Source organism: Brachybacterium sp. FME24 (genome assembly GCF_014897705.1).
Classification (GTDB): domain Bacteria; phylum Actinomycetota; class Actinomycetes; order Actinomycetales; family Dermabacteraceae; genus Brachybacterium.
The window spans coordinates 72,824-88,850 of the sequence record NZ_JABUXV010000005.1; the positions used below are offsets into that span (position 1 = coordinate 72,824).

The 16,027-nt window shown below is 70.1% G+C and carries 13 protein-coding genes; 9 read left to right on the forward strand and 4 right to left on the reverse strand.

All coding sequences use genetic code 11. The features are described 5' to 3' along the window. Window positions 1-48: 48 nt before the first annotated feature. From pgl to tkt, 4 genes are all read right to left on the reverse strand, one after another. Window positions 49-1,764, reverse strand: a complete 1,716-nt coding sequence (gene pgl / locus INT51_RS06790) for a 6-phosphogluconolactonase (protein ID WP_193104461.1) — start codon at window positions 1,762-1,764, stop codon at window positions 49-51. Then, a complete protein-coding gene (zwf, locus tag INT51_RS06795; RefSeq protein ID WP_193104462.1) occupies window positions 1,761-3,323 on the reverse strand; it encodes a glucose-6-phosphate dehydrogenase in 1,563 nt (520 codons plus the stop codon). The genes pgl and zwf overlap by 4 nt, the downstream gene beginning before the upstream one ends. Before the next feature lie 75 nt (window positions 3,324-3,398). Next, window positions 3,399-4,511 carry a transaldolase gene (gene tal, locus INT51_RS06800; protein WP_193104463.1) on the reverse strand — a complete coding sequence of 371 codons (1,113 nt, stop codon included), beginning with the start codon at window positions 4,509-4,511 and terminating at the stop codon, window positions 3,399-3,401. A 167-nt stretch (window positions 4,512-4,678) separates the two neighbouring features. Beyond that, entirely contained in the window at window positions 4,679-6,784 is a 2,106-nt protein-coding gene (gene tkt / locus INT51_RS06805; RefSeq protein ID WP_193104464.1) for a transketolase, read from the reverse strand. Between the two features lie 294 nt (window positions 6,785-7,078). Between tkt and INT51_RS06810 the strand changes: the two genes are divergently transcribed. The 9 genes from INT51_RS06810 (at window position 7,079) to INT51_RS06850 (ending at window position 15,982) form a co-directional block, all read left to right on the forward strand. Beyond that, window positions 7,079-8,041 carry a heme o synthase gene (locus tag INT51_RS06810; protein WP_193104465.1) on the forward strand — a complete coding sequence of 321 codons (963 nt, stop codon included), beginning with the start codon at window positions 7,079-7,081 and terminating at the stop codon, window positions 8,039-8,041. After that, window positions 8,038-9,027: a site-specific tyrosine recombinase XerD gene (locus INT51_RS06815; RefSeq protein ID WP_304502100.1), complete on the forward strand. Its 990-nt coding sequence runs from the start codon at window positions 8,038-8,040 to the stop codon at window positions 9,025-9,027. Before INT51_RS06810 ends, INT51_RS06815 begins: the two co-directional genes overlap by 4 nt. 173 nt (window positions 9,028-9,200) lie before the next feature. Next, window positions 9,201-10,073, forward strand: a complete 873-nt coding sequence (locus INT51_RS06820; protein WP_193104466.1) for a ParA family protein — start codon at window positions 9,201-9,203, stop codon at window positions 10,071-10,073. Beyond that, entirely contained in the window at window positions 10,073-10,951 is an 879-nt protein-coding gene (locus tag INT51_RS06825) for a pseudouridine synthase (protein ID WP_193104467.1), read from the forward strand. The genes INT51_RS06820 and INT51_RS06825 overlap by 1 nt, the downstream gene beginning before the upstream one ends. Further along, window positions 10,948-12,057, forward strand: coding sequence for a prephenate dehydrogenase (locus tag INT51_RS06830; RefSeq protein ID WP_193104468.1), 1,110 nt, complete (start codon window positions 10,948-10,950; stop codon window positions 12,055-12,057). Before INT51_RS06825 ends, INT51_RS06830 begins: the two co-directional genes overlap by 4 nt. A gap of 20 nt (window positions 12,058-12,077) precedes the next feature. Further along, window positions 12,078-14,333, forward strand: a complete 2,256-nt coding sequence (der, locus tag INT51_RS06835; protein ID WP_193104469.1) for a bifunctional cytidylate kinase/GTPase Der — start codon at window positions 12,078-12,080, stop codon at window positions 14,331-14,333. A 166-nt stretch (window positions 14,334-14,499) separates the two neighbouring features. Continuing rightward, entirely contained in the window at window positions 14,500-14,829 is a 330-nt protein-coding gene (locus tag INT51_RS06840; RefSeq protein WP_226832056.1) for a hypothetical protein, read from the forward strand. Between the two features lie 35 nt (window positions 14,830-14,864). Next, the gene (locus tag INT51_RS06845) at window positions 14,865-15,338 is read left to right on the forward strand and encodes an NUDIX domain-containing protein (RefSeq protein WP_193104470.1); all 474 of its coding nucleotides are present in this window, start codon (window positions 14,865-14,867) and stop codon (window positions 15,336-15,338) included. Next, window positions 15,335-15,982: a hypothetical protein gene (locus INT51_RS06850; protein WP_193104471.1), complete on the forward strand. Its 648-nt coding sequence runs from the start codon at window positions 15,335-15,337 to the stop codon at window positions 15,980-15,982. Before INT51_RS06845 ends, INT51_RS06850 begins: the two co-directional genes overlap by 4 nt. Window positions 15,983-16,027: the final 45 nt, after the last annotated feature.

Below are 16,027 nucleotides of genomic sequence, written 5' to 3' on the forward strand. Positions count from 1 at the left end.
AGGACCGGCCGCCGAGGAGCGAAGATCCCCGACGGCCGGTCCGGTGGTTCAGCGGCTCAGCTGCGACGCCGCATCGGTATCCAGGAACCAGGTGGTCGACTCCAGGCCGCGCACAGCGGAAGCCGGCACCGGCCAGGGGTCGATGTCCCCATGGGCCGCGGCGACGGCCTCGGCCTTCTCCGCGCCCGCGACCAGCAGCGCGACGTGGCGCGCCGAGTTCAGGACCGGCCAGGTCAGCGAGATCCGCTCCGCCGGGGGCTTGGGCGAGTTGGTCACGGCCACCGCGCTGGCACCGACCTGACGCTGATCCCGGTGCTCCGGGAAGAGCGAGGCCACATGCCCGTCGGGACCGACGCCCAGCATCAGCACGTCGAAGAACGCGCGCCCTCGGGTCCGGAAGGGCTCGTCGCCACCGGCGATGTCGAGCTGCTGCCCGTACCAGGCCGCTGCCTCGTCCAGGGACATGCCGTCAGCCGGAGAGGGCACGACATGGATGTTCCGGGCGGGCATGCCTGCTTCCTGGAGGGGCTCGAGCAGCGAGGCGCGCACGCCGACCTCATTGCGGTCGCTCGACTCCCGATCCACGAAGCGCTCGTCGCCCCACCAGATGTGCAGGCGCGCGGTGTCCACGCCTGCCGCAGCCAGGGCCTCGGGCAGAGCCTGCGCCGTCTTCGTGCCGACCGTGCCACCGGTGACCACGAGGTGGGCGGCGGAGCGCTGTGCAAGAGCGGCGGCGAGCTGGGACGCGGCGGTCTCGGCGGCTGCGAGCGCCACCGCGTCGGCATCGGGGAGCACCTGGTCGGTCGCCACGGGCTTCCCGCTGGCGTAGGTCCCGAAGTCGTCGATCCCGCTGAAGGCGCTGGCGAGGACTTCGCCGTAGACCTCGTCGGGATCCAGCCGTCGCAGCTCCTCGGCGAGGAGCTCGTTCAGGGAGCGGCGCGGCATCGTGACGTGCTGGCCGGAGTCATCGCCCGGGAGCGTCAGGACGATGGCGTCGTCGCTGACCCGGGTGAGGTCGATGGTGCCGTCCTCGCGGATCAGCCGGACCCCATGGACGCCCGCGATGTCCGAGGCCTCGCCCGTGGGTTCGACGATCTCGGCGTCGACTCCGAGGCTGTGCGAGAGCCATGCGGCCATGAGCGCCACCGAGGGGTTCTCGGCCGATCCGGAGACCTGGACCTGCTTCGGGGCAGTGACCGGCGGCACCTCGTAGGCGCTCGCAACCAGTCCCCGCCACCGGGTCAGGCGTGACCAGGCGAGGTCGGAGTCGCCGTTGGAGTAGCCGCGACGCAGCCGCTTGAGGGTGGCGATCGGGCCGGAGCAGGCGGCCGCATCGGTGATGCGGCGCTGGGACATGGACCCCAGCACGTCATGGATCGGGGACGACGGTGCGCTCTCCGGCCACCAGGTCACGATCGGGGCGTCCGGCAGGAGCAGCGCCATGACCAGCGTGTCCAGCGAAGCCATGATCTCGCCGCGGGCCCGCAGGATGACGATCTCGCCGGCGCCCGCGTCGCGGCCCACCCGGATCTCGGCATCCAGCCCGGATTCCTCGGCACCCGGCTCCGCATCGACCACGAGCACCCGTGCGGGATGCTCATGGCTCGCGCTGACAGCGGCCTCGAGGGGCTCCTCGATATCACCGGTGGCGATGATGATCAGGGTCAGCACGCGACCGATGGTGTTGGCGCCGAAGGTCTCCCGCATCTCGATCATCTTCTTGTCGATGGCCGAGGCGGTGGTGTCGGTCAGGGTGGTGATCATGGTCGCCTCCAGGTACGTCCGTCACGGGCGAGCATCTCGTGGGCGGTGTCGGGGCCCCAGGTACCGGGGCGGTACGGTGCCGGCTTCAGGTTCTGCGCCCAATAGTCGGTGATGGGATCCAGGATCTTCCAGGAGAGCTCGACCTCCTTCTGCCGGGGGAACAGCGGCGGATCTCCGAGCAGCATGTCGAGGATCAGTCGCTCGTACGCCTCGGGGGACTCCTCGGTGAAGTTCATGCCGTAGGCGAAGTCCATCGTCACGTCCCGCACCTCCATCTGGGTGCCGGGGACCTTGGAGCCGAAGCGGATCGTCACGCCTTCGTCCGGCTGGACACGGATGACGATCGCGTTCTGGCCGAGGTCCGCGGTATCGGTGGAGCGGAAGGGCAGGAACGGCGCACGCTTGAACACCAGCGCGATCTCGGTGACGCGGCGACCCAGGCGCTTGCCGGCGCGCAGATAGAACGGCACTCCCGCCCAGCGGCGGGTCGCGATGTCCAACCGCATGGCGGCGAAGGTCTCGGTGGTCGAGTCGGCGGGGATCCCGTCCTCCTCGAGATAGGGACGGACCTCCTCGCCGCCCTGCCAGCCGCCCACGTACTGACCGCGGGCGGTGTGCGCACCGAGATCCTCGGGCAGCTCGATCGCGGAGAGCACCTTCTCCTTCTCTGCGCGCAGATCCGAGGCGCGGAAGGAGACCGGCTCCTCCATCGCGGTCAGGGCGAGCAGCTGCAGCAGGTGGTTCTGGATGACGTCCCGGGCAGTGCCGATGCCGTCGTAGTACCCGGCGCGGGACCCGATGCCGATGTCCTCGGCCATGGTGATCTGCACGTGGTCGACGTACCCCGCGTTCCACACCGGCTCGTACAGCTGGTTGGCGAAGCGCAGTGCCAGGATGTTCTGCACCGTCTCCTTGCCCAGGTAGTGGTCGATGCGGAAGACGTCCTCGGGACGGAAGACCTTCTCGACCACGTCGTTGAGCTCACGCGCGGACGCGAGGTCGTGGCCGAAGGGCTTCTCGATCACCGCTCGGCGCCAGGAGCCGTCCCGGGGCGTGTTCAGGCCCGAGTTCGCGAGCTGGGTGAGGACCTTCGGGAAGGCGTCCGGCGGGATCGACAGGTAGAAGGCGTGGTTGCCGCCGGTGCCGCGGGTGCGGTCCAGCTCCCCGACGACCTCGGTGAGCTTCTCGAAGGCTGCGGAGTCGTCGAAGGTGCCGGTGACGAATCGGAGACCACCGCGCAGCTGCTCGAAGACGCTCTCGGAGAATCCGGTGCGCGAGTGCTCGGAGACGGACTTGCGCACGTAGTCGGCGAAATCGTCGTCGGACCAGTCACGACGGCCGAAGCCGACCAGTCCGAAACTGGGGGGCAGCAGACCGCGATGGGTGAGGTCGTAGATCGCCGGCAGAAGCTTCTTGCGGGCGAGGTCGCCGGTCACGCCGAACATCACCATGGAGCTTGGCCCGGCGATGAGGGGCAGCCTGCGGTCGCGGGGATCGCGCAGCGGATTGAGGAGTTCCTCTGCATCGGCTCCGGCCGGGGGAGTGCTGGTATCGGTCACGATCGTCCTTTCTCGGACACGGACTTGCGCGAGCACGGTCCGCCCCGGAGGGCGGGACCGTGCTCGTCGGGGAACTCAGACGCGGGCGGCGTCGATGGAGGACGACACGGTCGCGAGGAGCTCCTCCCAGGCCTTCTCGAACTTCTCGACGCCCTCACGCTCGAGGAGGGCGAAGACGTCGGCAAGGTCCACGCCGGCGCCTGCGACGCGCTCGAGGACGCTCTCGGCCGAGGTGGCGGTCTCGGCGGAGAGCGATGCCGCGAGCTCCGAGTGCTCCGCGGTCGCCTCGAGGGTCTTCTCGGGCATGGTGTTCACGCTCGGATCGCCCACCAGGTTGTCGACATACATCGTGTCCGGGTAGTCCGGGTTCTTCACGCCGGTCGATGCCCACAGCGGACGCTGCACGTTCGCGCCCTGTGCGCTGAGCGCCGTGAAGCGCTCCGAACCGAAGGCCTCCAGGTACTCGCCGAAGGCGGCCTGAGCGTTGGCCACGCCGGCGCTCCCGCGCAGGGTCTCGGCCTCGCCTCCGAGGACCTCCAGCCGCTTGTCGATCTCGGCGTCCACGCGGGAGACGAAGAAGGAGGCGACGGAGTGGATCTTGGCGAGGTCCTGGCCAGCCGCGGCTGCCTGCTCGAGACCGTCCAGGTACGCCTCGATGACCTCGAGGTACCGGGCGACGGAGAAGATCAGGGTGACGTTCACGCTGATGCCCGCGGCGATGGTCGCTGTGATGGCCGGCAGTCCCGCCTCGGTGGCGGGGATCTTGACCATGACGTTCTCGCGGCCGACGACCTCGTGGAGGTGCTTGGCCTGCTCGATGGTCTTCTCGGTCTCATGGGCCAGGCGCGGGTCGACCTCGATGCTGACGCGGCCGTCGAAGCCGTGGGAGGAGGCGTAGAGATCCGCGAACAGGTCCGCGGCGTCGCGCACGTCGTCGGTGGTGAGCACCTCGACGACAGCATCGACGTCCTTGCCCTCACCGGCCAGGCGCGCAATGTCCTCGTCGTACTCCGAGCGGCCGGAGATCGCGGCCTGGAAGATCGAGGGGTTGGTCGTCACGCCCACCACGTTGCGGGTATCGATGAGCTCCTGGAGGTTCCCGGAGGACATCCGCTGGCGGGAGAGGTCGTCGAGCCAGATCGAGACACCGGCGTCGGACAGGGTCTGGGTGCGGGGATTCTGAGTCATATGCGTTCCTTCCGGGCGCGGCGCGCCCTGTGTCGAACTGCGGTCGTCCGGGTCAACGAGGGCCCGGGTCGTTTTCTTCCATCGTGTGGCGGACGGAACCCGATCGGGCCTGGTCACGGGCAAGAAGGGGAGCGGGGCGGGGCCAGCAGGCCCCGCCCCGCGGGTGGTCAGGCGCGGGACGCCTCGAGGGAATCCTTCGCGGCGGCGACCACGGCGTCCGGAGTGAAGCCGTACTCGCGGAACAGCGTCTTGGCGTCGGCCGAGGCACCGTAGTGCTCCAGGGACACGGCACGACCGTGGGTGCCGAGGAAGCGGTACCACGGCATGGCGATACCCGCCTCGACGGAGACCCGGGCGGTGACGGAGGCGGGCAGCACGGATTCCTTGTACTGCTCGTCCTGCTCGTCGAACCATTCGACCGACGGCATGGACACCAGGCGGGTTGGCACGCCCTCCGCTTCGAGCTGCTTCTGCGCCTGCGCGGCGTACTGCACCTCGGAGCCGGTGGCGATGAGGATGAGCTCCGGCTGCGCCGAGGCCTCCTTCATCACGTAGCCGCCCTTGGCCAGATTCTCGGCACCGGCGTACTCGGTGCGGTCGAAGGTCGGCATCGCCTGGCGGCTGAGGATCAGTCCGACGGGACCGTTGTCGCGCTCCAGGAGCACCTTCCATGCCTGCGCGGTCTCGTTGGCGTCGGCCGGGCGCACGATCGACAGATTCGGGATCGCCCGGTAGGCGGCCAGGTGCTCGACCGGCTGGTGGGTGGGCCCGTCCTCGCCGAGGCCGACGGAGTCGTGGGTCCACACGTAGGTGGCCGGGACCTTCATCAGCGAGGCGAGGCGCACGGCGCCGCGCATGTAGTCGGCGAACTGGAAGAACGTGCCGCCGTAGGGGCGCGTCAGGCCGTGCAGCGAGATGCCGGAGAGGATCGCCCCCATGGCGTGCTCGCGGATGCCGAAGTGCAGCGTGCGACCGTACTCGTCCCCGGCGAACTGCTCCGAGCTGTACTCCTTCGGCAGGAAGGAGGGCTCGCCCTTCATGGTGGTGTTGTTCGAGCCGGCGAGGTCGGCGGAGCCGCCCCACAGCTCGGGCAGCACCGGGGCGAGGGACTCCAGGACCTTGCCGGAGGCGGCGCGGGTCGCGATGCCCTTCTCGTCGGCCTCGAAGGTCGGGAACGCCTCGGCGAAGCCGGTGGGGAGCTCGCGCGCCTGGAGGCGGTCCAGGAGCGTTGCGGCCTCGGCGTTCGCGGAACGCCAGGCCTGGTATCCCTGGTCCCACTCGGACTTGGCGGTGGCCGCGCGCTCGGCGAGGCCGCGGGTGTGGGCGAGGACGTCCTCGTCGACCTGGAACTGCTGCTCCGGATCGAAACCGAGGACCTCCTTCAGGCCGGCGACGGCGTCGGTTCCGAGCTTGGCGCCGTGGACGGCATGGCTGCCGGCGAGCTCGGGGATCGGCCAGCCGATGACGGTGCGCAGCTGGATGAAGGTCGGCTTGTCGGTGACCTTCTGCGCCTCGAGGATCTCGGCCTTCAGTGCGGCCACGTCCTCGCCGTACACGGAATCGGCAGTGCCGCCGTTGCGCCAATCAACGGTGCGGACGTCCCAGCCGTAGGCCGCGTAGCGGGCCGCGGTGTCCTCGCTGAAGGCGATCGAGGTGTCGCCCTCGATGGAGATCTCGTTGTCGTCCCACAGGACGATGAGGTTGCCCAGCTTCTGGGTGCCGGCGAGCGAGCTGGACTCGCTGCTGACACCTTCCTGGAGGTCGCCGTCCGAGGCGATCACGTAGGTGAAGTGGTCGAAGGGGCTGGTGCCCGCTGCGGCCTCGGGGTCGAGCAGGCCGCGCTCGCGGCGCTGAGCCATGGCCATGCCGACGGCGGAGGAGATGCCCTGGCCGAGGGGGCCGGTGGTGACCTCCACGCCCTTGGTGTGGAAGTTCTCGGGATGGCCGGGGGTCTTCGAACCCCAGGTGCGCAGGCCCTCGATGTCCTCGACCTCGAGGCCGAAGCCGCCGAGGAAGAGCTGGATGTACTGGGTCAGGCTGGAGTGTCCGGCCGACAGCACGAAGCGGTCGCGCCCGAGCCAGTCGGGGTCGGAGGGGTCGTGGCGCATGACGTCCTGGTAGAGCAGGTACGCGGCGGGAGCCAGGCTCACGGCGGTGCCCGGGTGGCCGTTTCCGACCTTCTCCACGGCGTCCGCGGCGAGGATGCGCGCGGTGTCCACCGCGCGCTTGTCGAGCTCGGTCCAGCCCTCTGGGGCCTTGAACTTATCGGTCACGTCGAATGCTTCCTTTCGCCGGAGTGCGGCCGCTGCGGCCGCTCGGATCGACAGCTTCCGCGAACGGACCCCGACGTGCATCGTTCGACGTGGGGAGATCGTGCGCGAAGCGATACCTCTACCTTAATGCTGGCGGCGGCCGAGTACAGCTTCCGTCCAGCCCGTTGCCGCCGAGGCGAGCGCGCACGGTGCCGGGACTCACCTCCGACCTGACCGCGGTGGTGGGGGAGACCGCCTAGACTGGGGTGGTTCTCGCGGCGGCAGCGTCGCGCTCAGGAGGAAGGATGGTGGGCGGTGAGCGCCACCCAGGGAGCTTCGATCCGGGACGTGGGCCAGGGCGGTGACCGCAATCCGCGACGGGCTGAACGGACCGCAGGGTCCGTGATCCGGGCGTACGTGGCGCTGACCAAACCGCGCATCATCGAGCTGCTGCTCATCACCACGATCCCGACCATGTTCCTGGCGGCGGGTGGCTTCCCCTCCTGGTGGTTGATCGTCGCGACCATGATCGGCGGCTATCTCGCCGCCGGCGGCGCCAACACGCTGAACATGTACCTGGACCGGGACATCGACGCGAAGATGAAGCGGACCAAGAACCGACCCCTGGTCACCGGCGAGATCTCCGCGCGCGCAGCCCTGATCTTCGGCATCGCCCTGTCGATCATCTCCTCGCTCTGGCTGGGCCTGCTGGTCAACTGGGTCTCCGCCGCCCTCGCGCTCGGCGCCATCCTGCTCTACGTCGTCTTCTACACGATGATCCTCAAGCGCCGCACGAGCCAGAACATCGTGTGGGGCGGGATCGCCGGCTGCATGCCGGTGCTGATCGGCTGGTCCGCCGTGACCGGCACCGTCTCCTGGACGGCTGTGCTGCTGTTCCTGGTGATCTTCTTCTGGACCCCTCCGCACTACTGGCCGCTGGCCGAGAAGTTCAGCCAGGACTATGCGGACGCCGGCGTGCCCATGCTCCCCGTCGTCGCGACGCGGATGAGCGTCGCCAAGCAGATGATCATGCACACCGTGCTGATGGTCGCCTCCAGCCTGGCGATCATCCCGCTGGGCCACACCGGTTGGGTGTACGCCGTCAGCGCCATCGCGGTCGGAGCCTGGTTCACCTGGCTCGTGATCCGGTACGCGGTCCGCGTGGGCAAGGGCCTCACCGGCAAGGCGCTGGGCCCCATGACCGTCTTCCACGGGTCGATCACCTACCTCACGCTGCTGTTCGTCGCTCTCGCGATCGATCCCTTCGTCCAGCTGTGAACGAGCGCGGCGGTCCGCCTCCCACCGGGGAGCCGACGCTGCGCCCCGGCGACCGTCGGATCCTCGAGCAGTACCTGAGTCACCTGCGCATCGAGCGCGGGCTGGCCGCGAACACCCTTGCCGCTTACCGCCGCGACCTGGTGCGCTACCTCGCCCACCTCGCCCGCGAGGAGATCGATCCCGCCGCGGTGGATCCGCAGCGGCTGGCGATCTGGTTGCAGGCACTGCGCACCGGGGCCGACGGCGGCACTGCCCTGTCCGCCGCCTCCGCGGCCCGCTCGCTGGCCGCCGTGCGCGGCGTGCACGCCTTCCTCGATGCCGAGCGCGTCTCCACCACGGGTGATCCCACTCGGCTGGTCCCGACTCCCTCCCTTCCCAGGCGGCTCCCGCATCCGCTCGCGATCGATCAGGTCGAAGCATTGCTGGAGGCGGCCGGGCGACCGGGAACGGGTCGGGACGCCGCCGAGCGCGCCCTGCGTGACCGCGCCCTCCTCGAGCTGCTCTACGGGATCGGCGCCCGGATCTCCGAGGCGACGGGCCTGGATCTCGATGATGTCGATCGCCCGCAGCGCTCGGCGATCCTGCGGGGCAAGGGGGACAAGCACCGGGTCGTGCCGGTGGGCCGATACGCGCTCGAGGCCGTGGATGCTTACCTCACCCGCGGACGCCCCACGCTCGCCACGCGCGGCTCGGGCACCCCAGCCGTGTTCCTGGGTTCACGCGGCACCCGGCTCACCCGACAGGCCGCCTGGCAGGTGGTCCAGCGGGCAGCGGCGGACGCAGAGCTGCCGGAGCAGATCAGCCCCCACACCCTGCGTCATTCCTACGCGACGCACCTGCTGCACGGGGGAGCGGATGTGCGCAGCGTGCAGGAGCTGCTGGGGCATGCCTCGGTCACCACGACCCAGCTCTACACGCAGGTCACGGTGGACTCTCTGCGAGAGACGCACGCCAGTGCCCACCCCCGGGCCCGGCGGGGGGCTTAGACTTGCCCGGCACGACGACACCGCACGGCTCCCTCCGATCGGGTTGTCGCCCCTCTGCCGCAGACGGCTGTGCCCAGCCGTCTCTGCCCGGGCTGGGGTCGGTCCCGGACCGATCCCTCGGCGCCTCCCCGCGCCCCCGCACCAGACCACGACGCCGACGACAGGACAACGACGTGAGCTCGACCTCCAATCAACAGCTGGACATCGACCTCGGCCCCACCGGCCGTCCGATGCCGGAGCTGCCGGAGCCAGCCCCGCTCGACGGTCACGGACCGGCCAGGATCATCTCGATGGTGAACCAGAAGGGTGGCGTGGGCAAGACCACCAGCGTCATCAACCTGGGCGCCGCCCTCGCAGAGCTGGGCCGCAAGGTCCTGCTCGTGGACCTCGACCCGCAGGGCGCGCTGAGCGCCGGCACCGGCGTGAACCCGTACGAGCTCGACGTCACGGTCTACAACCTCCTGATGGAACGCGGTCACGACGTGCGCGAGGTCATCCGCTCCACCTCCACCCCGGATCTGGACGTGCTCCCGGCGAACATCGACCTCTCGGCCGCGGAGGTCACCCTGGTCAACGAGGTCGCCCGGGAGATGGCGCTCGCACGGGTGCTGCGACCCGTGGCCGACGACTACGACGTGATCATCATCGACTGCCAGCCCTCCCTGGGCCTGCTCACGGTCAACGCTCTGGCGGCGAGCCACGGCGTGATCATCCCGCTCGAAGCGGAGTACTTCGCCCTGCGCGGTGTGGCCCTGCTGGTCGAGACCATCGAGAAGGTCCAGGACCGCATCAACCCGCGACTGGAGCTGGACGGCATCCTGATCACCATGTTCGATCCGCGCACGCTGCACGCCCGCGAGGTGTGCCAGCGCGTGGTGGAGGCATTCCCGGACAAGGTCTTCCACTCCACCATCAACCGCACGGTGAAGTTCCCCGACGCCTCCGTGGCCGCTGAACCGATCATCTCCTTCGCGACGTCCACCAAGGGCGCCGACGCGTATCGGCAGCTCGCCCGGGAGCTCATCTCCCGCGGCGCGGCAGCCTGATGGGCGCCGACAAGGGCTCGCCGGGACGGGGACCACGGCGTCGCAGTGCCTTCACCGCTCCGCGGAAGGTGCGCCTGCGCGATGGCGAGGGTGCCCCCCTTCCGAAGCCTGCGGACGAGGACGGCTATGGCCCCGACCTGCATCATGACGACGGTGAGCGGCTCCAGAAGGTGCTCGCCCGTGCGGGTTTCGGGTCCCGCCGTGCCTGCGAGACGCTGATCTCGACAGGACGGGTGATGGTCGACGGGGTGACCGTGCGCGAACAGGGCGTGCGGGTCGACCCCGCGGTCCAGGTGCTCCATGTGGACGGCCGGCGCCTCCAGCTCGACGACGCGAAGGTGACCGTGGTGCTGAACAAGCCGCGGCGCGTGGTCTCGGCCATGAGCGATCCTGAGGGTCGACGGGACCTCACCGAGTTCGCCGCACGCTACTCGCACCGGCTCTACCACGTGGGTCGACTGGACTTCGAGACCGAGGGACTGCTGCTCCTGACCAATGACGGGGAGCTCGCGCACCGGCTGACCCATCCCAGCTTCGAGGTCGACAAGACCTATGTGTGCCGCTTCGACGCACCGGGCGGACCGCCCCGCGGACTGGTGAAGATCCTGCGCGAGGGAGTGGAGCTCGACGACGGGCCGGCCCGCGCCGACAAGGCCCGCGTGCTCGCCCAGGACGGCCGCGAGGCCGTCGTCGAGGTGACTCTCCATGAAGGGCGCAACCGCATCGTGCGACGCATGTTCGCCTCCCAGGGGTTCGAGCTGACCGCTCTCATGCGCACCCGCATCGGCCCCGTGGTGCTCGGAGATCTCGGCGAGGGCGAGACCCGTGAGCTGACCGGGCGCGAGCTCGGCACGCTGATGGCGGAGGTCGGCTTGTGACGACGCTCGTGCCGTTCCCCGTGCGGATCATCGGCACCGGCCTGATCGGCGGCTCGCTGGGCATGGCCCTGGCCCGCGCCGGGGAGTCGGCGCAGGTCGAGGACGTCTCCCCGGGTACGACAGCGCTGGCTGTCGAGCTCGGCGTGGGCACGCTGCCCGGCCCTGAGGACCCGGACCCCGCTCTGGTCCTGGTGGCCGCCCCGCCCGATGTCGCCGCCCAGATCGTCGCCCGTGCGCTGCGGGTCTGGCCGCGCGCGATCGTGGCCGATGTGGCGAGCGTGAAGGCCACTGTGCTGGAAGGTGTGCGGACGCACGCCCGCCCCGCGGATCTGCCCCGCTACATCGGTGCCCATCCCATGGCCGGCCGGGAGGTCTCCGGCGTGGTCGCCGCCCGTGGCGACCTGTTCCAGGGCCGCCCCTTCGTGGTCGTCCCGCATGCGGACACGCTCCCCGAGGCGGTGACGGCGCTGAAGGGCCTGGCCACCGAGATCGGCTCCGTGCCGGTGACGATGGACGCCGCGGCGCACGACACGGCGGTCGCCCACGTCTCCCATGTCCCGCAGGTGATGTCGAGCCTGGTCGCCGGCACCCTGCTGGAGCCCACCGAAGCCGCCCTCGGTCTCGCGGGGCAGGGCCTGCGCGATACGACCCGCATCGCCGACTCCGATCCACGTCTGTGGGTCGAGATCCTCGGGGCCAACGCCGCAGCCGTCGGGGACGTGCTCGGTGGGGTGCAGGAACGTCTCAGCGACGTCCTCGAGGCACTCGACTCGCTGCGCGGTTCCCCGGATCCCGCGATCGGGTCCCGCCGCGCCCTCGCGAATCTGGTCGTGGACGGCAACCGCGGAGTGCGCCGGATCCCCGGCAAGCACGGCGGCGGCACGGACGCCTTCGCGACCGTCGTCGTGCTGGTCCCGGACCGGCCCGGTGAGCTGGCCCGGCTGCTGACCGAGATCGGACAGATCGGGGTCAACCTCGAGGACCTGCGACTGGAGCACGAACTGGGCCGCGCGGTGGGCCTGGCGCACATCGCCATCGACGCCACCCGTGAGGACCTGCTCACGAGATCGCTCACGGAACGCGGCTGGACCGTCGTCGAGGCGTGAGCGGCACGTATCCTTCTGGGATGCACACCAGCGCGCCGCACGACCCCTCCGCCCTCGCGACCCCGGGATCCGGGTCCGGCATCACCATCGCGATCGACGGTCCGGCCGGTTCCGGCAAGTCCACGGTCTCCCGCCTCGTCGCCGACGCGTTGGACGGCGGGATGCTCGACACCGGCGCCATGTACCGGGCCGTGACCTGGCTCTGCCTCGAGCAGGACCTCGATCTCACGGATCGGGAGGCCGTCGCCGCGGTCGCCGAATCCCTCGACCTGGAGCTCGGCACCGACCCCGCAGGAGCGACCGTCGTCGTCGGCGGCATCGACATCACTGCGCAGATCCGCAGCGAGCGGATCTCCCAGCAGGTCAGCGCCGTCGCCACCAATACGCTGGTGCGCGCCATCCTGCAGCGCCGCCAGCGAGAGCTGCTCTTCGCCACAGCCGACCAGCGAGGCTTCTGCGTCGCCGAAGGCCGCGACATCACCACCGTCGTCGCCCCCGACGCCCACGTGCGGGTGCTGCTCACCGCCTCCGACGAGGAACGCATGCGTCGGCGCGCCGACGAGCTCGACCTCGAGGACTCCGAGGACACCCGGGCCCGCATGGCAGACCAGGTGCTGCGTCGGGACCGTGACGACTCCACCGTCTCGGACTTCCTGACCGCTGCCGAGGGCGTCGACCCGGTCGACACCACCGGCCTGGAGGTCGAGGACGTCGTCGAGCGCGTACTGATGCTGGTGGCGGCCGCGGAATCCGAGCAGGAGGACGCCCTGCACGGGGCGCCGGAGCCCGCGCCCGCGCCCCCCGTCCCGAACCGGGCGGACACCAGGACCAACGCCGACGGCCCCAGCGACGAGGACATCGAATCCGCGCTGCGGGCAGGACTGTCCGACTATTCCCTGGACGAGGAGGACATGGCCCTCCTGGTCGGTGAGGACGGCGAGACCCCCCTCCCGACCACGCAGCGCAACCTGCCTGTCGTGGCGGTCGTCGGACGCCCCAACGTCGGCAAATCCACGCTCGTCAACCGTATCCTCGGCCGCCGTGAGGCGGTCGTCGAGGACCGCCCGGGCGTGACCCGTGACCGCGTGTTCTACGAGGCCGAATGGTCGGGCAAGGACTTCTGGCTGGTCGACACCGGCGGCTGGGAGGACCGCGTCCAGGGCATCGCGTACCGCGTCGCCGAGCAGGCCGAGGTCGCCATCACCCTGGCCGACGTCGTGCTGTTCATCGTCGATGCGAACGTCGGCATCACCACGACGGACGAGCAGCTGCTCAGAGTGCTGCGCAAGGCGAAGAACCCGGTGGTCCTGGTCGCCAACAAGGTCGACGATCCTCGCGGCGAGCTCGAAGCCGCAGCCTTGTGGAATCTCGGGCTCGGCGAGCCCTACCCTGTCTCCGCGCTGCATGGTCGAGGCTCCGGTGACCTGCTGGATGCCGTTCTCGCGGAACTTCCGGAGGAGGGTCGCGGCGCCCCCGTGGATCGCGGACCGCGACGGGTCGCCCTGGTGGGCCGCCCGAACGTCGGCAAGTCCTCCCTGCTGAACCGCCTCGCCAAGGAACAGCGCGTGGTCGTGGACGAGGTCGGCGGCACCACCCGTGACCCGGTGGACGAGAAGATATCCCTGGGCGGCAAGGACTGGACCTTCGTGGACACGGCGGGCATCCGCCGCCGCGTCCTGCAGTCGCAGGGCGCGGACTACTACGCTTCGCTGCGGACCCGCGCGGCCCTGGACCGGGCCGAGGTGGCGGTGGTGCTCCTCGAGGCCTCCGAGCCCGTCTCCACCCAGGACCTCAAGATCATCGACATGGTCCTCGAATCCGGTCGCGCCCTGGTGCTGGCCTTCAACAAGTGGGATCTGCTGGACGAGGAGCGTCACAAGCAGCTCGAGCGTGAGATCGAACGAGACCTCGCGCATGTCGCCTGGGCGCCGCGGGTGAACATCTCCGCCCAGACGGGCCGGCATGCCGATCGCCTGGTCCCTGCCCTCGAAGCGTCCCTGGCTTCCTGGGACATGCGCATCCCCACCGGTCGCCTCAATGCCTTCCTGGGCACCCTGGTCGCCTCGCACCCGCACCCGCTGCGGGGCGGAAAGCAGTCCCGCATCCTGTTCGCGACGCAGGCTCGCACGCGTCCGCCCCGCTTCGTCATCTTCGCCAGCGGTTTCCTCGAGCACGGCTACCGCCGCTTCATCGAACGTCGTCTGCGAGAGGATTTCGACTTCACGGGCTCGCCGATCGTGATCGGCGTGCGCATCCGCGAGAAGCGACGACTCTGACGCGGGAGCCGGCACCCCGAGCGTGAGCCCCCGGGGTGTCGACGGAGTGCGATCGAGGGCATCGAGGGCATGATGGTGTCCGCCACATTCCCCTCCTTCCCCCTCCTTCGAGCCCGATGCCCACGGCCCGCTGACCGCCCGAGAGCAGTCACCACCAGGAGAAGCCATGAGCCTTCCCCCCGCAGGACCGCCGATGTCCTACCCCGGCGCGCCCGGTCAGCCGTCCCCGGATCGGGAATCGGTGCAGACCAGCGCGATCCTGCTGATCGTGGTCGGTTTCCTGTGCGGAGGGACGCTCCCTGCGATCTTCGGGATCATCGCCCTGGTGACGATGGACACCGATCTGCACTCCGCCCGGCGGATGAACAAGATCGGATGGATCTCCTTCTGGGTCATCCTCGGGCTGATCATCCTCTTCGTCATCGCCTACTTCGTGATCGGTGGGCTGATCCTGGGTGCCCTCGCCGTCATGATGCCGGCACTCGTCGGCGTCTGACCGACAACCCCGCACCACCGGCACTGAGGAGGACCATGGCGACCCCGGAGTTCGTGCTCGCGCTGCGAGAGCGTGTCGGACACGATCTGTTGTGGATGTCCGGCATCACGGCGGTGGTGCTGGATCGCGAACGCACCCGCATGCTGGCCGTGCGTCGCGCCGACAGCGGCGCCTGGACGCCCGTCACCGGGATCATCGACCCGGGGGAGCAGCCGGCGACCGCTGCGATCCGCGAGGTCGCCGAAGAGGCCGGGGTGGAGTGCACGGCGCTGCGGCTGATCGACGTGCGCACGCTCGCGCCCATCACCCACGCCAACGGCGACCGCGCGCAGTACCTCGATCTGTGCTTCCTGTGCGAGCACACCGGAGGTGAGCCGTATCCGGCCGACGAGGAGAACACGGAGGCGCGCTGGTTCCCGCTCGACCAGCCGCCGCCGATGAACGAGCGCTTCCGCGAACAGCTGCAGATCGCCCTCGAGGACCGGCCCGAGGCCCGGTTCCGTCCATGAGTGTCCCAGGTCTGCAGCGACGGAGTGCCGACGCGTCCGAGCCGCTGCCCGGCACCCAGGTCACGATCGCGCTCACGGACCATCCCGGCGATCTCGCCGTGGTGCGCGTGATCGCCGCGCCCCGACGGGACATGGTCCGGGCCGGCGTCCTCAGTCGCCCGTTACGGCCCTTCGCGCAGTCCCTCCTGGTCGACGTGACCGTCGAGGACCGGGTACTGCTCCCCGGAGCATGGGTGCAACGGGAGGTTCTCGAGCGGGGCACCGCGATCGCCCCGACCACGGTGGCCGCGGCGGACCTGCGTCCGCCCGCCGTCATCGCCGGCACCTCCGAGCAGGCCGAGCTGCACTGGGGCGAGACCGTCTGGCCGCTCGACCTCGGGGGTGTGGTGGCGATCCCGTCCGCGAGCCGCGCGGACCCCCATCCGCTCTCGCGACTGCGACGCCTCACCCTGGTCGCCGGGGGTCGCCGCGACGAGGTCGGGCTGACCCTGTGGCGCGACCGTGACTTCGACGTCCCGTGGCATGACGTCCGTCTGCTGTCGCGCGCAGCCCGCTGGTTCGAGCTCGCGCAGGTCCCGTCGGGCTTGCGGTACGCGGACGCGGAGCGGGAGCAGGGCGTCGGCCGCGCCGGTTCGCGCCCCTGAGCGACCGGTTCCGTGCCCGGCGCGCCGAGCGCAGTGGTCTGTGAC